The following is a 15,124-nucleotide window of genomic DNA, read 5'->3' on the forward strand; positions in this document are numbered from 1 at the left end:
GCCTCTGGCCGTGCGGAGTATGCGGATTAATGCCCCTTTTGTGCACTTTTGCCGCCGCCAATTAGGGCGCATTCTGGTTTTCCTGCTGACTGTTTTCGCGCTTTCGTGTTTAACTTTGCCGACCTGGGATCGATTTAAGGAGACATACCATGTCAACAACAAAACGTTGGTGCGCGGCCCTTGTGCTGGCCGCCCTGGCCCAGCTGGGCCAGGCACAGATACTTGTCGGGCAGACCGCGGGCTTCACCGGCCCTGTGGGCGCCGGCGTCAAGGAAACCACCGAAGGCGCCAAGCTCTACATCGATGCCGTCAACGCCAAGGGCGGCGTGAACGGGCAGAAGGTGGAACTGGTGTCGGTCGACGACAAGTTCGATCCCAAGCTTGCGGCGGAAAACGCCCGCAAGCTGGTGGAAGAGCAAAACGTGGTGGCCCTGTTCCTCACGCGCGGCACGCCGCACACCGAGGCCATCATCCCCCTGCTCGACAAACACGGCGTGCCGCTGGTGGGCCCGTCCACCGGGGCCATGGTGCTGCACCAGCCTGTCAGGAAACATGTGTTCAATGTGCGCGCCACCTACCAGCGCGAAGCCGAAAAAGCCGTCACCCACCTCGCCTCCATGGGCATCACCCGGGTCGGCATCGTCTATGCCGACGACAGCTTCGGCGCCGACGGCGTCATGGGCGCGCAAAAAGGCCTGGCCACGGCCAAGCTGCAGCCGGCCATCCTTGAAAAATTCGACCGCAGCAAGCCCGACTTCGGGCCCATCGCGCCCAAGGTCTACCAGTCGAATGCGCAGGCCGTCATCATGGTCGCCTCGGGCCAGGCCGTGGTCGACGGCGTCAAGGCCTTCCGCGCGGCCGGCTCCACGGCGCAGCTCGTCACGCTGTCGAACAACGCCTCGGGCGGTTTTGTGAAAAGCCTGGGCGACAACGCCCGCGGCGTGATCGTGACCCAGGTCTTTCCGTATGAACGCTCCATCGCCTATCCCATGGTCAAGGAAGCCCAGGAGCTGGCCAAGGCCAAGGGCCAGGCCGACGTGAGCCCCGCCATGCTCGAAGGTTTTGCCGCGGCCAAGGTGCTGGTCGAAGGCCTGCGCCGCGCCGGCGCCAAGCCCACGCGCGAAAAACTGCAGGCGGCGCTGGAAGGCCTGCGCAAGTACGACATTGGCGGGCTGGAAGTGAGCTACAGCCCCGAAGACCACACCGGCCTGGACTTCGCCGACCTGTCCATCATTGGCACGGACGGCAAATTTAAAAGGTAGCCCCCTTAAAAGGTAGCCCCCCTGCCGACGCTCACTTCGTGTAGCGTCACCTCCCCCCGTGGGGGACAGGCGCCTTGCGCCCGGCAGAGCCGGTTCGCGGCCCCCGCTTGCGAAGTCGCAGACGCGCGGTGTCAGGTCGTCAGATTTGCTCAGAAGTAGAGGGCGTTCTCGAGTTCCTTGAACTTCTCGGGGCCCACGGCTTCCTTGATCTTGGGCGCGAGTTCCTTGAGCTTGTCGATGTCGGTCGCGGCTTCCACCGCGAGGTTGAGCCGGAAACCGCGCAAGCCCAGGCCGGCCGTGAGCCGCGTGGCGATCGGGTAGGCCCTGGAATAGTGTTCCTGCGCGCTCAGCGTGGGTGAGCCGTCGGCGTTGTGCGCGGACACGGCGGGCGCCGGGGCGGCGGGTGGGGCCGGCGGCTGCACCGCGGCGGGCGCCAGCAGGCCCAGCGACAGCAGGTGGGAAATATCTTCAGCCGTGACGCCCAGGCCCGCGGTGGCCTTGACCACCTCTTCCATGCTGCGCTTGCCGTCAAACATGATGAACGCCGAGCGTTGCCTCGGTGTCATCGGGATGGAACGGTCTTGCAATGCGGATTGGCCCAATTCCGTCTTGGTGTAAATCATCAGCGGGTCTCCAGTAAGTACGCCAGGGGGAACGCAGACTGCTGTGCGTAATGCAGAGACATTTGTGACACTTTTTTGTTGCCCCTGATTCAATTTACCCCATTTTTAGCACCAATGCACCTTTTTGGGCACGGGTCGCGGCCATGTCCTGCAACTGAAAACGCCTCTTGCGGCAATACCTCACGCCACGGCACGGGTAGCGGCGGCGGCCGGCGCTGCCGGCGCGGGCAAGGCGCCATGCTTTTCACCGCTGAGGTCGATGTCGCCGCCCTTGTTCAAGAGGAACAGGGCCAGGCCTGCGATCACGATAAATCCGAGCACGAGTTTCCACATTTTTCTCTTCTCCAAAAAAACAAAAACAAAAAAAGGCCAAAAAAAAGCCCCCGGCACATGGATGACGAGGGCCTGCAAATATCACAAGGCTCTTCAGCCTCAAGAACCGGCGCGGGCCGCTGGGCCCGCCCCGGCGATCACACCAATCAGTCGTTGGCGTAAATATCCACGTCCTTGGTTTCCTTGATGAACAAGGTGCCCACCACCAGCGTCATGCCGGCGACGATGATGGGGTACCAGAGGCCGTTGTACATATTGCCGGTCTGCGCCACGATGGCAAAGGCGGTCGTGGGCAGCAGGCCGCCGAACCAGCCGTTGCCGATGTGGTACGGCAGGCTCATCGAGGTGTAGCGGATGCGGGTCGGGAACAGCTCGACCAGCATGGCGGCGATCGGGCCGTAGACCATGGTCACCAGGACCACCAGGTAGAACAGGATCAGGGTGACCATCACCTTGTCGACCTTGGCCGGGTCGGCCTTGCTCGGGTAGCCGGCGGCCTTCAGGTCGTCCGCGATGAGTTTCTTGAACTCGGCGTCCTTCTTCTTGGCGTCGTCGGCGCTCAGGCCCTTGGCGGTGTAGCTGGGGATGGCGTTTTCGCCGATCTTGATGCTGGCCACCGTGCCGGCGGGTGCGGCGACGTTGTCATAGCTCACCGATGCGCCTGCCAGCACCTGCTTGGCGATGTCGCACGAACTGGTGAACTTGACGGTGCCGGTCGGGTTGAACTGGAACGAGCACTCGTTCGGGTCGGCGGTCACGATCACCTTGTTCTTGGCTTGCGCGGCGGCGAGGTCGGGGTTGGCGGCCTTGGTCAGCGCGGTGAACACCGGGAAGTAGGTGACCACGGCCAGCAGGCAGCCGGCCATGATGATGGGCTTGCGGCCGATCTTGTCGGACAGCGTGCCGAAGATCACGAAGAAAGGCGTGCCCAGGATCAGCGAGTAGGCCACCAGGATGTTGGCCGTGGGGCCGTCCACCTTGAGCGCCTGCGTCAGGAAGAACAGCGCGTAGAACTGGCCCGAGTACCAGACCACGGCCTGGCCGGCGGTCAGGCCGATCAGCGCCAGGATCACGATCTTCATCTTCAGGTTGCGCCACTGGCCGAAGGACTCGGACAGCGGGGCCTTGGAGGTCTTGCCCTCGGCCTTCATCTTCTGGAAGGCGGGAGACTCGTTCATCGACAAACGGATGTAGACCGACACGGCCAGCAGCAGGATGGAGACGATGAACGGAACGCGCCAGCCCCAGTCGGCGAAAGCGGCTTCGCCCATGGCGGTGCGCACACCCAGGATCACCAGCAGGCTCAGGAACAGGCCCAGCGTGGCCGTGGTCTGGATCCAGGATGTGTAGGCGCCGCGCTTGCCCTGGGGCGAGTGCTCGGCCACGTAGACGGCGGCGCCGCCGTACTCACCACCCAGCGCCAGGCCTTGCAGCATGCGCAGCGCGATCAGGATCACCGGCGCGGCAACGCCGATGGACGCGTAGTTGGGCAGCAGGCCCACGATGAAGGTCGACAAGCCCATGATCACGATGGTGACCAGGAAGGTGTACTTGCGGCCGATCATGTCGCCCAGCCGGCCGAACACCAGCGCGCCGAAGGGGCGCACGATGAAGCCGGCGGCGAACGCGAGCAGCGCGAAGATGAAGGCCGAGCCCGCGTCCAGTCCGCTGAAGAACTGCTTGGCGATGATGGCGGCCAATGAACCGTAGAGGTAGAAGTCGTACCACTCGAATACCGTGCCGAGCGAAGAGGCGAAGATCACCTTCTTCTGCTCGGCGGTCATGGGTCTGTTGTCGACGGCTGTTGCCATGATGTGTGTCTCCAAATAGTGAAGGCCTCCGGTATGGAAGCTGCACTGATTATTTTTGGAGTCCCTGACCTAGCTCTGACGTGAAAATAACAGGAGCTTGCGTGAAACTTATGCGTGGCTGACAACTCAAGGGGAAACCCTTGAGAAACTTTTCAGCATACGAAGCCGCTCCGGGAAAACGCCTAGAACCTTTTTACGCGCCGCGTAAAACTCGCTTACACGCCTGCACGCGTGCTTACGCGCTCAGGCCTTGCGCGAAATGCCCACGGCGACCTTGCTCACGCCATTCCAGCCTTCGCCTTCAAACCAGCTGTTGCCCAGCAGGTATTCGCGCAGCATGGGCAGTGCATCGAAGCCCCAGAAAATTTTGCCGTCGACTTCCATCGCGGGCACACCGAACACATCGTGCGCAATCGCCTCGTCGGTATTCTTTTTGAGTTGCGCCTTGGCCTCGTCATCACCCAGCGCGCGCTGCGCTGCAAGCTGCGCCGCGAGCGCCGCAAGCCGCTGCGCATCCGCGGCCTCGGCGCCGCCCTGCCAGACATGGCGAAACATGGTTTCGCAGACATAGCGGTTGGGGCTGGCCGGATCGTCGGGCGTGCCGCAGGCGCTGGCCAGCCGCAGCAGCGGCAAGGGGTTGAAGGGATGGCTGGCCGGCATCTGCATGGCGATGCCCTTGCTGTGCGCATGCCACAGCACCTGCCGGTAGGTCCAGTCGCGCTTGGGCGCGATCTCGGCCGGGCCCAGCTGGCCGTGGTGCTTGAGCATGGCGGCAAACAGCACGGGCCGGTAGCTGACGCTGTAGCTCAGGCCCTTGAGGGCTTCGGGCAGCTGCTCGAAAGCGAGGTAGGCATAGGGAGAGATGAAATCAAAATAAAAAGTGATGTGCTTCATGAAATCCTCTCCCTTGAATGTTCAGGCCCGTACCGCCGCCATGCGCTGGCCTATGGTGCGCCAGAGTTCGCGCTGCGCCTCGGGGCCGGAGCGCGCCCAGGCCGAGATCTCGCCCAGGGTGCGGAAGCAGCCTTCGCACAGCCCGCTGTCGGCGTTCACGCGGCACACCGAGATGCAGGGCGAGGGCACATCGTCGCCCGCGGCCTCCACCGTGCGGCCGCGCTCCGTCACCCGGGCCACGGCCTGCTCGCGCGCGATGGCCTCCTCGCCCATATCCACGGCCACGTCGACCACCGGCGCGCCGGTCAGCAGCTCCAGCTCCTGCGGCATCAGCTTGAACACCGCATGCGGATGGCCGGCCGCGGCCCAGACCTCGTCAAAACGCATCAGGCTCAGGTCCACCAGCACCACGGCCTGGCTGATATGCCCCACGGGCGACACGCCCCCTATGGAAAAACCGGTCTTGCTTTTCACAAAATCCGCATCGGCGCGGCCCACGCGCTTGCCGTCGCTGCAGACCAGGGCCTCGACCTTGCGTTCATCGACCCGCCTGTCGCCCGAGGTCACGACCAGCACGGCGGCATCGTCCGACTTGCGGCGAAAGATGATGCTCTTGGCGATCTGCCCCAGGCGCACGCCCAGCGCATCGGCCGCCTGCTGCGCGGTGCGCGCCGCATCGTCCAGCATCACGGGCATATGCGGATGGCCGCATTCGCGCAGCACCGCCGCCACACGTTGAACACCCTCAGGCAAGCTCTTCAGTTCAGCACCACACATATCAATTCGCTCGTTTGTTCAGAAGCGCCGTCGCGGCGCGGGAATTCGGTTTGCGGCCCAGGAAGTCGCTGATGAATTTTCCGGCATCGATCAGCTTGTCGAGGTCAATCCCGGTGCTGATGCCCATGCCGTGCAGCAAATAGACCACGTCTTCGGTCGCCACATTGCCGGTCGCGCCCTTGGCAAAAGGGCAGCCGCCCAGGCCGGCCGAGGAGGTGTCGAACTGCCAGACGCCCATCTGCAGCGAAGCCAGGGTGTTGCCCAGGGCCTGGCCGTAGGTGTCGTGGAAATGGCCCGACACATCGTTGATGTCGAAGTGCCTGAGCGTCGCGTCCAGCGCGCGCTGCACCTTGAGCGGCGTACCCACGCCTATCGTGTCGGCCACGCCCACATGCTGCACACCTATGCCCTTCATCAGGCCGGCCAGCATGTCCACACGTTCGGGCGCGATCTCGCCCTCGTAAGGGCAGCCCACGGTGCAGGACATGGCGCCGCGCACATAAATGCCTTTTTCACGCGCGGCCTCGACCACGGGACGGAAGCGCTCGATGCTTTCGGCAATCGAGCAGTTGATGTTCTTCTGGCTGAAGGCCTCGCTGGCCGCGCCGAAGACCACAATCTCGTCGGGCCACAGTTCACGGGGCGGCGCAACCGCGGCTTCAAAGCCTTTCATGTTGGGCGTCAGCACCGAATAGCGCACACCGGGCTTGCGCTGGATACCGGCCATCACCTCGGCGTTGTCGGCCATCTGCGGCACCCATTTGGGCGAGACGTAGCTGGTGACCTCAATCTCGGTCAGGCCCGCGTCCTGCAGCCGGTGCACCAGCTCTATCTTGACGGCGGCCGGCACCTGGGCTTTTTCATTCTGCAAACCGTCGCGGGGGCCGACATCGACGAGCTTGACTTTGGAAGGTAGTTTCATGGGGCTCTTTCAAGAGGTACGGGCGTCGGCTCTCTCCTGCAAGCAGGGGCCGCGGAACCGGCTTTGCCGGGCCGCAGGCGCAGCGGCCCCTCCGGTAATGAGAAGAGGGGCAGGGAGCTACGCGAAGCGAGCGACCGTGGGGGCCACATCTTCAGTATCCCTTTTTTGGGTCAACCACGCCGGCCAGGGTGCTTATGGGCGCACCGGCCGCCAGGCTGCGTATTTTCCCGGCGATCTGGGCAATGCTTTCCTCGCGCAGCGTGCGGGCCGAGGTGTGCGGCGTGATGGTGACCTTGGGGTGTTTCCAGAAGGCATGCTCCGACGGCAGCGGCTCGGTGCGGAATACATCCAGCGTCGCGCCGGCCAGCTGGCCGCTGTCTATCAGCGCCAGCAGGTCCTCCTCCACCAGGTGGGCGCCGCGCGCCACATTGATGACATAGCCGCCCGGCCGCAGCCTCGACAGCGTGTCGCGGTTCATGATGCCCTGGGTGTCCGGCGTCAGCGGCAGCAGACAGACCAGAAAACGGCTGGCCGCCAGGAAATCCTGGAAGCCCGCACTGCCGACCTCGCCTGAATAGCAGCGCACGCCCTCCACCACCTTGGGCGAACGGCTCCAGCCATTGACCGGAAAGTCAAACTGCGCGAGCGCACGGCTCACACGCTCACCGAGCACCCCCAGGCCCATCACGCCTATGGGATAGTCGGTGCGCAAACGCGGCTTGCGGTATGACCACTTGCCCCCGGCAATGTCGGCCTCGTAGCCGTCCAGCTCGCGGAAGTGGCGTATCACCGCATGGCAGACAAACTCGGCCATCTGCGCCGACATGCCGGCATCGTCCAGCCGCACCACCGGCACGCCGGCCGGCAGTTTCAGCTTCATGAGCGCATCCACGCCCGCGCCTATATTGAAGATGCCCTTGAGCCGCGTCTGCTCATCAAAGAACTGCTGGGGCGGTGCCCAGACCACCGCATAGTCGGCCGGCTCCGCGCCGGCGGACCACAAGCTCACATCGGCATCCGGAAAAGCGGCCTTGAGGCCGTCTACCCAGGGCTGGGGTTTGGTGTCGGAACAGCAAAAACTGATGCGCATGAAAAAAATCCCGTTTGAAGCAAAACAAATTCAAACGGCTATTTTCAACAATTCCGCACCCTCGTTGACCTGGTCGCCCGGCGCATAGAGCAATTCCTGCACCGTGCCGTCGGCGGGGGCCGCAATCGTGTGCTCCATTTTCATGGCCTCCATCACGGCCAGCGGTTGCCCCTTGCTGACCTTGTCGCCGGCTTTCACCGCAAAGGACACCACCTTGCCCGGCATGGGCGCGGTCAGGCGGCCGCCCTCGGCCTGGGCCTCGCCCGCATGGGCCAGCAGGTCTATGGAGAGGATTTGCGTCGCGCCCTTGGCGGTAAACACATGGTCCAGCTCGCCCTGCGCATACACGGCCGCCGTCATGCGCTGGCCCGCGAATTGAATCTCTATGCCCTGCGCGGTTTCAGCAAACAGCAATGGCCCCGCGGCATCGCCCAGCGCGAGATGCAGCGCACCGTCATGCCCGTAGGTCAACACCGCCTTGGCCGGCTCGCCATGGAATTCAAACTCAAAGCGCCGCTGCACCACGCCATGCGAGCGCCAGCCGTCGCGGCGGCTGAACGGGTCGTCGCCCGCCAGGGCGCGCTCGTCCAGCAGCTGCTTGGCCACCGCCGCGGCGGCCGCCATGGCCAGGCCCACGGGCTCCTGTTTAAAAAGCACGGCTTCCTCGCGCTGTATCAGCGCGGTGTCCAGGTTGGCTTTGGCAAACGAAGGGCTGCGCACCACATAGCGCAAAAACTGCACATTGGTGCTCAGGCCCACGATGCGGGTCTGCGCCAGCGCGTCGTCCAGCCGGGCCAGCGCCTCTTCACGCGTGGCGCCGTGCACGATGAGCTTGGCCACCATGGAGTCGTAATAGGGCGAAATCGCATCGCCTTCGCGCACGCCGTCATCCACACGCACCTGGCCGCGCTCAAACGCGGTGTGCACCGGCTTTTTATAGACATGCAGGCTGCCGGTGGCCGGCAGGAAATTGTTGTCGGGCGTTTCGGCACAGATACGCGCCTCGATGGCGTGGCCGGTGATGCGCAGTTGTTCTTGCGCCAGCGGCAGCTTTTCGCCCGAGGCCACACGCAACTGCCACTCGACCAGGTCCAGGCCGGTAATCGCTTCGGTCACCGGGTGTTCGACTTGCAAGCGCGTGTTCATCTCCATAAAGAAGAAGTTCATGCTGCCGTCTGTGCGCTGCTCGACAATGAACTCGACCGTGCCGGCGCCCACGTAGTTCACGGCGCGCGCGGCCGCGACCGCCGCCTCGCCCATCTGCTTGCGCATGGCTTCGGTCATGCCTGGGGCCGGCGCTTCTTCCAGCACTTTCTGGTGGCGGCGCTGCACCGAGCAGTCGCGCTCGAACAGGTAGACGTAGTTGCCGTGCGTGTCGCCAAACACCTGTATCTCGATATGGCGCGGGCGCTGCGCGTATTTTTCAACCAGCACCGCATCGTCGCCAAAGCTGTTGATGGCCTCACGCTTGCAGGATGCCAGCGCGGCTTCAAAGTCTTCGCTCTTGTCCGCCGCGCGCATGCCCTTGCCGCCGCCGCCCGCGCTGGCCTTGATCAGCACCGGGTAGCCGATGCGGTCGGCCTCGCGCTTGAGCAGCGCCGGATCCTGGTCGCTGCCGTGGTAACCCGGCACCAGCGGCACACCGGCTTTTTCCATCAGCTGTTTGGACTCGGCTTTCAAGCCCATGGCCTTGATGGCCGAGGCCGGCGGGCCTATAAAGACCAGGCCGGCGGTAGCGCAGGCCTGGGCAAACTCCTCGTTCTCGCTCAGAAAGCCATAGCCCGGGTGAATCGCCTCGGCGCCCGTGGCCTTGGCCGCTTCGATGATGCGCTCCCAGCGCAGATAGCTGTCCTTGGGCGCACTGCCGCCTATGTGCACCGCTTCGTCGCAAAAGCCCACATGTTTGGCGCCCGCATCGGCATCGGAATACACGGCGACGGACTGGATGGCCATGCGTCTGGCGGTCGCTGCAACACGGCATGCGATCTCTCCGCGGTTCGCGATCAGTATTTTTTTAAACATGGTGGTCGTTCTGTTTTGAGAAAGGAGACTTCAAGGTAAAAGCGGCGGTGGTTCCCGGGTCCGGCCTGCCACTGAAAATCCGCGCCACGCGGATAAAGAGCTGACGCAAGAATCGCCAGCACACCCGTATCAGCCAGACACTGAGCACCAGCACCAGGGCCAGCAGCACCACAAAAACCAGCGGATGCACAATCGCCAGCCACAGGCCCAGCGGCACCAGGCCGTCCTCGAGCAGCGAGGCGCCGATATTGCTAAAGGGCTCGGGCGAGGTGTTAATGGCCGCGCGCGTGGTGGCTTTGGCGGCAAAACTGGTGGCCGCCAGCGTGCCGCCCAGCAGGGCCGCCACCAGCGCGCCCAGGCCGTTGTCGCCGCCAAACACCGCGGCCGCCAGCGCCGCGCCGGCCGGGATGCGGATCACGCCATGCACCACATCCCACAAAGAATCCAGGCCCGGGATCTTGTCGGCAAAAAACTCGACAAACACCATAAAGCCGCTGATGCCCAGCACCACCGGGTGGGCCAGCAGCTGCAGGCCGGACGGCAACTGCACCCAGCCCATAAAACCGGCCAGCCCGGTCAGCAGCACCACCAGGTAGAGGCGCACGCCGCTGGCCCAGCCCAGCGCGCCAGCCAGGGCGATCAGTTGTGCGGTGTCCAGGGTGTTCATGATGGTTTGGTCGGCAACCAATCAGGCTTGCGCTTTTGCAAAAAGGACTGCACGCCCTCGCGGCCCTCGGGGCTCACACGCACATCGGCAATGGCCTGCACCGTCATCTGCGTGAGTTCGTGGGTGATGGCCTGCCCCGCCACGTCCTGCACCAGCTTTTTGCACAGCTTCACGGCCTCGGGGCCGGCATTGACCAGGGCTTTCACGAGCTCGGCCACCTTGGCATCCAGCGCCTCGGCCGCCACGACCTCGTGCACAAAACCGATGCGCAGCGCCTCGGCCGCATCAAAACGCTCGGCCGTCAAAAAGTAGCGATGCGCCGCGCGTGTGCCCATGGCCCGAATCACATAAGGGCTGATGGTGGCCGGGATCAGGCCCAGCTTGACTTCGCTGAGGCAATAGCCGGCCGTATCAACGGACACGGCCATGTCGCAAGCCGCGACCAGTCCCATGCCCCCCGCATACACATCGCCTTGTATGCGGGCAATGACGGGTTTGGGGCATTCATAAACAGCCTGAAGCATGGTCGCCAGGCGGCCCGCATCCTCCATGTTCTGCTTGTAGGTGTAGTCGGCCATGCTGCGCATCCAGTTCAGGTCCGCGCCTGCGCAAAAGGCTGGGCCCTGGGCCGCCAGCACCACACAGCGCACCTCGTCGCGCATGCCCAGCTCGACAAAGGCCTGGGTCATCTCGGCGATCACCTCCTCGTTAAAGGCATTGCGCACCTCGGGGCGGTTCAGGGTGACGGTGGCGACCAGCGCCTCGGTATGGATGCTCAGGTGGTTCATGGTGTGGTCCAGACAACGTCGTGATCGACGGCATAGAGCTTGCATTTTGCGGTGGTGGCGTGGCGGTTGCAGCTGTCCAGCGCGCGTTTGGCGGGATCGTCGCCGCCCTCGGCCCAGCCCCAGCCGCCGGCGGGGCCTATGGCAAAGGCGCGCGGCACATCCTTGCCCAGGAAGACCTTGTAGCCCGCCTTGCCGGCCGCCGACAGCGAGGGCACCTTGGGCTCCTCATCGATGGCCGCAAAATCGGTCTTGGGCGGCAGCTCGGTTTTGGGGCCCGAGGGCGCAAAGCGCGCATACGCCGGCAGGGGCTGGCTGGGCAGGCCAATTTTTTCAAGAAAACGCGTGACTTCAGGCTGCCAGATGCCCTGGCCTTTGCTGGAACCAAACATGCTGTGCGAATCGCTGCCGAAGGTGCCGAAGGCGACCACACGCGCCTTCTCGCCGCCGCTGTTGTAGCGCGCCGCCATGTCCTGCCAGGTGGACGGCGAAAAATAGCTGTCGTTGTCGCCATAGAACCATAGCGAGGGCAGCTGGGTCTCGGCCGCGTAGCTGCCCGCGGCCCTGGCCAGGTTGGCCTGCCAGCCCGCGCAGCTTTCCTGCCGCAGGCCGCCCGCAAAGTTGACCAGGCCTTTGACGCCGGGGTAATTCAGCGTGCCAAAGGCCAGCGTGGTCCAGCCGCCATGCGACTGGCCCATCACCAGGATGCGGTTTTTGTCGGCATCAGGCTGCGCCAGCGCGTAGTCGAGCACGGCCTTGACGTCCTCGGCCTGGACGCGGCCGTTGCTTTCCACATTGCAGCCGCCGCCTATATAACCGCCGCTGGATTTGGAAAAGCCCTGGCGCATGGGCACCAGCACCATATAACCGCGCTGCAAAAAATAGCGCGCCGCAATGGACGGCCGGTAGCGCGACTGGAAGCGCGGGTCCCCCAGCGACTTGCCGTGGTTGATCACCACCACCGGGAAAGGCCCGGGGCCGTCGGGCTTGTACACCGTGGTTTCAAGCTCGGTGCTGCCTATGAGCGCCTTTTTGGAGACCATGAGCACGGACTCATTGAGTGCCGCATTGAGCTCGGGCTCCTGCGCACGCACCTGGCCGGCCAGGCCGGTGCACAGCAGCGCCCCCAGCAACCATAAACGATGGATGTCAGTCATAACGTTTTGCCACCTCTTCAAGCATCACCTCGGTTGCACCACCGCCTATGCCCAGCACACGCGCATCGCGCCACAGGCGTTCAATCGCTGTCTCGCGGATAAACCCCATGCCGCCGTGAAACTGCTGGCAGGTCAACAACACTTCGTTGACCAGCTCGCCCGTCAGCGCCTTGAGCATGGAAACCTCCTGCACAATGTCGCGCCCCTGGGTGACCGACCACGCGCAGTGGTACATGAACTGGCGCGCCGCGCGGGTCTTGGCGTCCAGCATGGCGATGCGCTGGCGAATCGTTTGTTTGTCCCACAGCGTGGCGCCGAAAGCCTGGCGCTGGCGCACATAGTCCAGCGTCATTTTCAGCGCCTGGGTGCAGTGGCCCACCGCCATGGCCGCGAGGGCGATGCGTTCGGTCTGGAAGTTTTTCATGACTGAATAAAAGCCCTTGCCCTCCTCGCCCAGCAGGTTGCCGGCCGGGATGCGCACATGGTCAAACACCAGCTCAGCCGTGTCGGACGACAGCCAGCCGGTCTTCTTGAGCGCACGGCCCACCGTAAAACCCGGCGTGCCTTTTTCGACGATGAACATGGACACATCGTGGCGCGCCATGCCGGTTTTGGCCGCGATGAAATACAGGTTGGCATGTACGCCGTTGGTGATGAACATCTTGGTGCCGTTAAGCACCCATTCGTCGCCATCACGTTTGGCCGTCATGCGCATGCCGGCCACATCGGAACCCGCGCCGGGTTCGGTGATGCCGACCGCGGTAATCGTCTTGCCGGCAATCACGTCCGGCATGTATTGGGCCTTCTGCGCCGCATTGCCCGCATGGAACAAATGCGGGCTGGCCATGTCGGTGTGCACCAGCACCGTGATGATGAAGCCGCCAAAGGTGGACTGCGACAGTGCCTCGGCAAACACCAGGTTGGTCAAGGCATCGGCCTCGGCGCCGCCGTAGTCGGCCTCATACATCAGGCCCAGCAGGCCGGCTTCGCCCATTTTGCGCAGTACCTCGCGCGGCACACAGCCTTCTTCTTCCCAGGCAGCGGCATAAGGCTCAACCTCGCGCGCAATAAAGCGCGCGACCTGCTCGCGCAGCAGTTCGTGCTCGGGGGTGATGTAGATGTTGTCCATGTGCGCCGCTCAGGCCTACATGCGGAACACGCCGAATTTGGTCTCGGGAATCGGCTGGTTCAAAGTGGCCGAAAGCCCCAGCGCCAGCACACGCCGCGTATCCGCCGGGTCAATCACGCCGTCGTCCCACAACCGTGCGCTGGAGTAATAAGGGTGCGACTGGTGGCCGAACTGGTCCAGCACCGGCTGCTTGAAGGCGGCCTCTTCTTCGGCGCTCCAGCTGCCGCCCTTGGCTTCAATCGCGTCGCGCTTGACGGTGGCCAGCACGCCGGCGGCCTGCTCGCCACCCATCACGCAGATGCGCGCATTCGGCCACATCCACAAAAAGCGCGGCGAATAAGCCCGGCCGCACATGCCGTAATTGCCCGCGCCGTAGCTGCCGCCGATGATGATGGTGAACTTGGGCACCTGGGCCGTGGCCACGGCCATCACCATCTTGGCGCCGTGGCGCGCAATGCCCTCGGCCTCGTATTTCTTGCCAACCATAAAGCCCGTGATGTTCTGCAAAAACACCAGGGGTATCTTGCGCTGGCAGCACAGCTCGATGAAATGCGCGCCCTTTTGCGCCGATTCGCTGAACAAAATGCCGTTGTTCGCGATGATGCCCACCGGCATGCCCTCGACATGCGCAAAACCGCAGACCAGGGTGGCGCCGTAACGCGCCTTGAACTCGGCAAACTCGCTGCCGTCCACAATGCGCGCAATGATTTCGCGCACGTCATAAGGCTTGCGCGTGTCGGTGGGGATCACGCCATACAGTTCTTCGGCCGGGTACAGCGGCGGCACCGGCGTGCGCAGCACTTGCCCGGGCTGTTTTTGCCGGTTCAGGTTGGCCACGGCGCGGCGCGCCAGCGCCAGCGCATGCGGATCGTTCTGCGCCAGGTGGTCGGCCACGCCCGAGAGGCGTGTGTGCACATCGCCGCCGCCCAGGTCTTCGGCACTGACGATTTCGCCGATCGCGGCTTTCACCAGCGGCGGGCCGCCCAGAAAAATGGTGCCCTGGTTCTTGACGATGATGGTCTCGTCGCTCATGGCCGGCACATAAGCGCCGCCGGCCGTGCAGCTGCCCATCACGACGGCGATCTGCGCAATACCCTGGGCGCTCATATTCGCCTGGTTAAAAAAGATGCGGCCGAAATGGTCGCGGTCCGGAAACACCTCGTCCTGGTTGGGCAGGTTGGCGCCGCCCGAATCGACCAGGTAAACACAAGGCAGGTTGTTCTGCTGCGCGATCTCCTGCGCGCGCAAATGTTTTTTGACCGTCATCGGGTAATAGGTGCCGCCCTTCACGGTGGCGTCATTGCACACAATCATGCAGTCCACACCGCTGATGCGGCCTATGCCGGCGATCACGCCCGCGCAGGGCGCGCTGTCGGTCCCGTCGCGGTCGGGGTACATGGCAAACGCGGCCAGTGGCGACAGCTCGAGGAAAGGCGTGCCCGGGTCCAGCAGCATCTGCACCCGGTCGCGCGGCAGCAGCTTGCCGCGTGAGGTGTGGCGCGCACGGGCCACATCACCGCCGCCCTGGGCGGCCTTGGCGACTTTGGCCGTCAGGTCGTCAACCAGCGCGCGCATGGCGGCGGCATTGGCCTGGAAGTCGGCGGAACGGGCGTTGAGCTGGGTCTCAAGAGCGGACATGGATTTTTTCCTGA

General features: G+C 64.0%; 14 protein-coding genes and 1 pseudogene. 1 reads left to right on the forward strand and 14 read right to left on the reverse strand.

Annotated features, from left to right (window positions below; translation table 11 throughout):
- Nucleotides 1–149: 149 nt before the first annotated feature.
- Nucleotides 150–1,262, forward strand: coding sequence for an ABC transporter substrate-binding protein (locus AC1D09_RS21955; RefSeq protein WP_477662427.1), 1,113 nt, complete (start codon nucleotides 150–152; stop codon nucleotides 1,260–1,262).
- A 149-nt stretch (nucleotides 1,263–1,411) separates the two neighbouring features.
- On the opposite strand, the gene AC1D09_RS21960 is transcribed toward AC1D09_RS21955, so the two are convergent.
- From AC1D09_RS21960 to AC1D09_RS22025, 14 genes and pseudogenes are all read right to left on the reverse strand, one after another.
- The gene (locus tag AC1D09_RS21960; protein ID WP_074579792.1) at nucleotides 1,412–1,885 is read right to left on the reverse strand and encodes a hypothetical protein; all 474 of its coding nucleotides are present in this window, start codon (nucleotides 1,883–1,885) and stop codon (nucleotides 1,412–1,414) included.
- Nucleotides 1,886–2,065: 180 nt separating this feature from the next.
- Nucleotides 2,066–2,218 (reverse strand): hypothetical protein, encoded by a 153-nt coding sequence (locus tag AC1D09_RS21965; protein ID WP_477662428.1) that lies wholly within the window; start codon nucleotides 2,216–2,218, stop codon nucleotides 2,066–2,068.
- A 146-nt stretch (nucleotides 2,219–2,364) separates the two neighbouring features.
- On the reverse strand, nucleotides 2,365–4,029 hold the full coding sequence (locus AC1D09_RS21970) for an MFS transporter (RefSeq protein ID WP_477701230.1): 1,665 nt from the start codon (nucleotides 4,027–4,029) through the stop codon (nucleotides 2,365–2,367).
- Nucleotides 4,030–4,272: 243 nt separating this feature from the next.
- Nucleotides 4,273–4,923 carry a 2-hydroxychromene-2-carboxylate isomerase gene (locus AC1D09_RS21975; RefSeq protein ID WP_477662430.1) on the reverse strand — a complete coding sequence of 217 codons (651 nt, stop codon included), beginning with the start codon at nucleotides 4,921–4,923 and terminating at the stop codon, nucleotides 4,273–4,275.
- 21 nt (nucleotides 4,924–4,944) lie between these two features.
- The gene (locus AC1D09_RS21980; RefSeq protein ID WP_477662479.1) at nucleotides 4,945–5,196 is read right to left on the reverse strand and encodes a DUF1289 domain-containing protein; all 252 of its coding nucleotides are present in this window, start codon (nucleotides 5,194–5,196) and stop codon (nucleotides 4,945–4,947) included.
- Nucleotides 5,197–5,205: 9 nt separating this feature from the next.
- Nucleotides 5,206–5,700: pseudogene (locus AC1D09_RS21985) on the reverse strand (YbaK/EbsC family protein); the annotation flags it as partial.
- 1 nt (nucleotide 5,701) lies between these two features.
- On the reverse strand, nucleotides 5,702–6,622 hold the full coding sequence (locus tag AC1D09_RS21990; protein WP_477662431.1) for a hydroxymethylglutaryl-CoA lyase: 921 nt from the start codon (nucleotides 6,620–6,622) through the stop codon (nucleotides 5,702–5,704).
- A gap of 151 nt (nucleotides 6,623–6,773) precedes the next feature.
- Complete coding sequence (locus tag AC1D09_RS21995) at nucleotides 6,774–7,712, reverse strand: 2-hydroxyacid dehydrogenase (RefSeq protein WP_477701231.1); 939 nt, start codon at nucleotides 7,710–7,712, stop codon at nucleotides 6,774–6,776.
- Nucleotides 7,713–7,742: 30 nt separating this feature from the next.
- Nucleotides 7,743–9,734, reverse strand: coding sequence for an ATP-binding protein (locus AC1D09_RS22000; protein ID WP_477662433.1), 1,992 nt, complete (start codon nucleotides 9,732–9,734; stop codon nucleotides 7,743–7,745).
- Nucleotides 9,727–10,401 (reverse strand): DUF4126 domain-containing protein, encoded by a 675-nt coding sequence (locus tag AC1D09_RS22005; protein ID WP_477662434.1) that lies wholly within the window; start codon nucleotides 10,399–10,401, stop codon nucleotides 9,727–9,729. Before AC1D09_RS22005 ends, AC1D09_RS22000 begins: the two co-directional genes overlap by 8 nt.
- Nucleotides 10,398–11,189 (reverse strand): enoyl-CoA hydratase/isomerase family protein, encoded by a 792-nt coding sequence (locus tag AC1D09_RS22010; RefSeq protein ID WP_477662435.1) that lies wholly within the window; start codon nucleotides 11,187–11,189, stop codon nucleotides 10,398–10,400. Before AC1D09_RS22010 ends, AC1D09_RS22005 begins: the two co-directional genes overlap by 4 nt.
- Nucleotides 11,186–12,343 carry a dienelactone hydrolase family protein gene (locus tag AC1D09_RS22015; protein ID WP_477662436.1) on the reverse strand — a complete coding sequence of 386 codons (1,158 nt, stop codon included), beginning with the start codon at nucleotides 12,341–12,343 and terminating at the stop codon, nucleotides 11,186–11,188. Before AC1D09_RS22015 ends, AC1D09_RS22010 begins: the two co-directional genes overlap by 4 nt.
- Entirely contained in the window at nucleotides 12,336–13,472 is a 1,137-nt protein-coding gene (locus tag AC1D09_RS22020; RefSeq protein ID WP_477662437.1) for an acyl-CoA dehydrogenase family protein, read from the reverse strand. The genes AC1D09_RS22015 and AC1D09_RS22020 overlap by 8 nt, the downstream gene beginning before the upstream one ends.
- Before the next feature lie 15 nt (nucleotides 13,473–13,487).
- Nucleotides 13,488–15,110 carry a carboxyl transferase domain-containing protein gene (locus AC1D09_RS22025; protein WP_477662438.1) on the reverse strand — a complete coding sequence of 541 codons (1,623 nt, stop codon included), beginning with the start codon at nucleotides 15,108–15,110 and terminating at the stop codon, nucleotides 13,488–13,490.
- Between the last annotated feature and the right edge of the window lie 14 nt (nucleotides 15,111–15,124).

Source organism: Polaromonas sp. P1_A2 (genome assembly GCF_056406895.1).

Bases quoted from the DNA above. Each gene is read 5' to 3' on its own strand.
- AC1D09_RS21970 (WP_477701230.1), bottom strand. From the start codon at position 4,029: ATGGCAACAGCCGTCGACAACAGACCCATGACCGCCGAGCAGAAGAAG.
- AC1D09_RS21975 (WP_477662430.1), bottom strand. From the start codon at position 4,923: ATGAAGCACATCACTTTTTATTTTGATTTCATCTCTCCCTATGCCTAC.
- AC1D09_RS22005 (WP_477662434.1), bottom strand. From the start codon at position 10,401: ATGAACACCCTGGACACCGCACAACTGATCGCCCTGGCTGGCGCGCTG.
- AC1D09_RS21965 (WP_477662428.1), bottom strand. From the start codon at position 2,218: ATGTGGAAACTCGTGCTCGGATTTATCGTGATCGCAGGCCTGGCCCTG.
- AC1D09_RS22015 (WP_477662436.1), bottom strand. From the start codon at position 12,343: ATGACTGACATCCATCGTTTATGGTTGCTGGGGGCGCTGCTGTGCACC.
- AC1D09_RS22010 (WP_477662435.1), bottom strand. From the start codon at position 11,189: ATGAACCACCTGAGCATCCATACCGAGGCGCTGGTCGCCACCGTCACC.
- AC1D09_RS21995 (WP_477701231.1), bottom strand. From the start codon at position 7,712: ATGCGCATCAGTTTTTGCTGTTCCGACACCAAACCCCAGCCCTGGGTA.
- AC1D09_RS21990 (WP_477662431.1), bottom strand. From the start codon at position 6,622: ATGAAACTACCTTCCAAAGTCAAGCTCGTCGATGTCGGCCCCCGCGAC.
- AC1D09_RS22000 (WP_477662433.1), bottom strand. From the start codon at position 9,734: ATGTTTAAAAAAATACTGATCGCGAACCGCGGAGAGATCGCATGCCGT.
- AC1D09_RS21980 (WP_477662479.1), bottom strand. From the start codon at position 5,196: ATGGGCGAGGAGGCCATCGCGCGCGAGCAGGCCGTGGCCCGGGTGACG.
- AC1D09_RS21960 (WP_074579792.1), bottom strand. From the start codon at position 1,885: ATGATTTACACCAAGACGGAATTGGGCCAATCCGCATTGCAAGACCGT.
- AC1D09_RS21955 (WP_477662427.1), top strand. From the start codon at position 150: ATGTCAACAACAAAACGTTGGTGCGCGGCCCTTGTGCTGGCCGCCCTG.
- AC1D09_RS22020 (WP_477662437.1), bottom strand. From the start codon at position 13,472: ATGGACAACATCTACATCACCCCCGAGCACGAACTGCTGCGCGAGCAG.
- AC1D09_RS22025 (WP_477662438.1), bottom strand. From the start codon at position 15,110: ATGTCCGCTCTTGAGACCCAGCTCAACGCCCGTTCCGCCGACTTCCAG.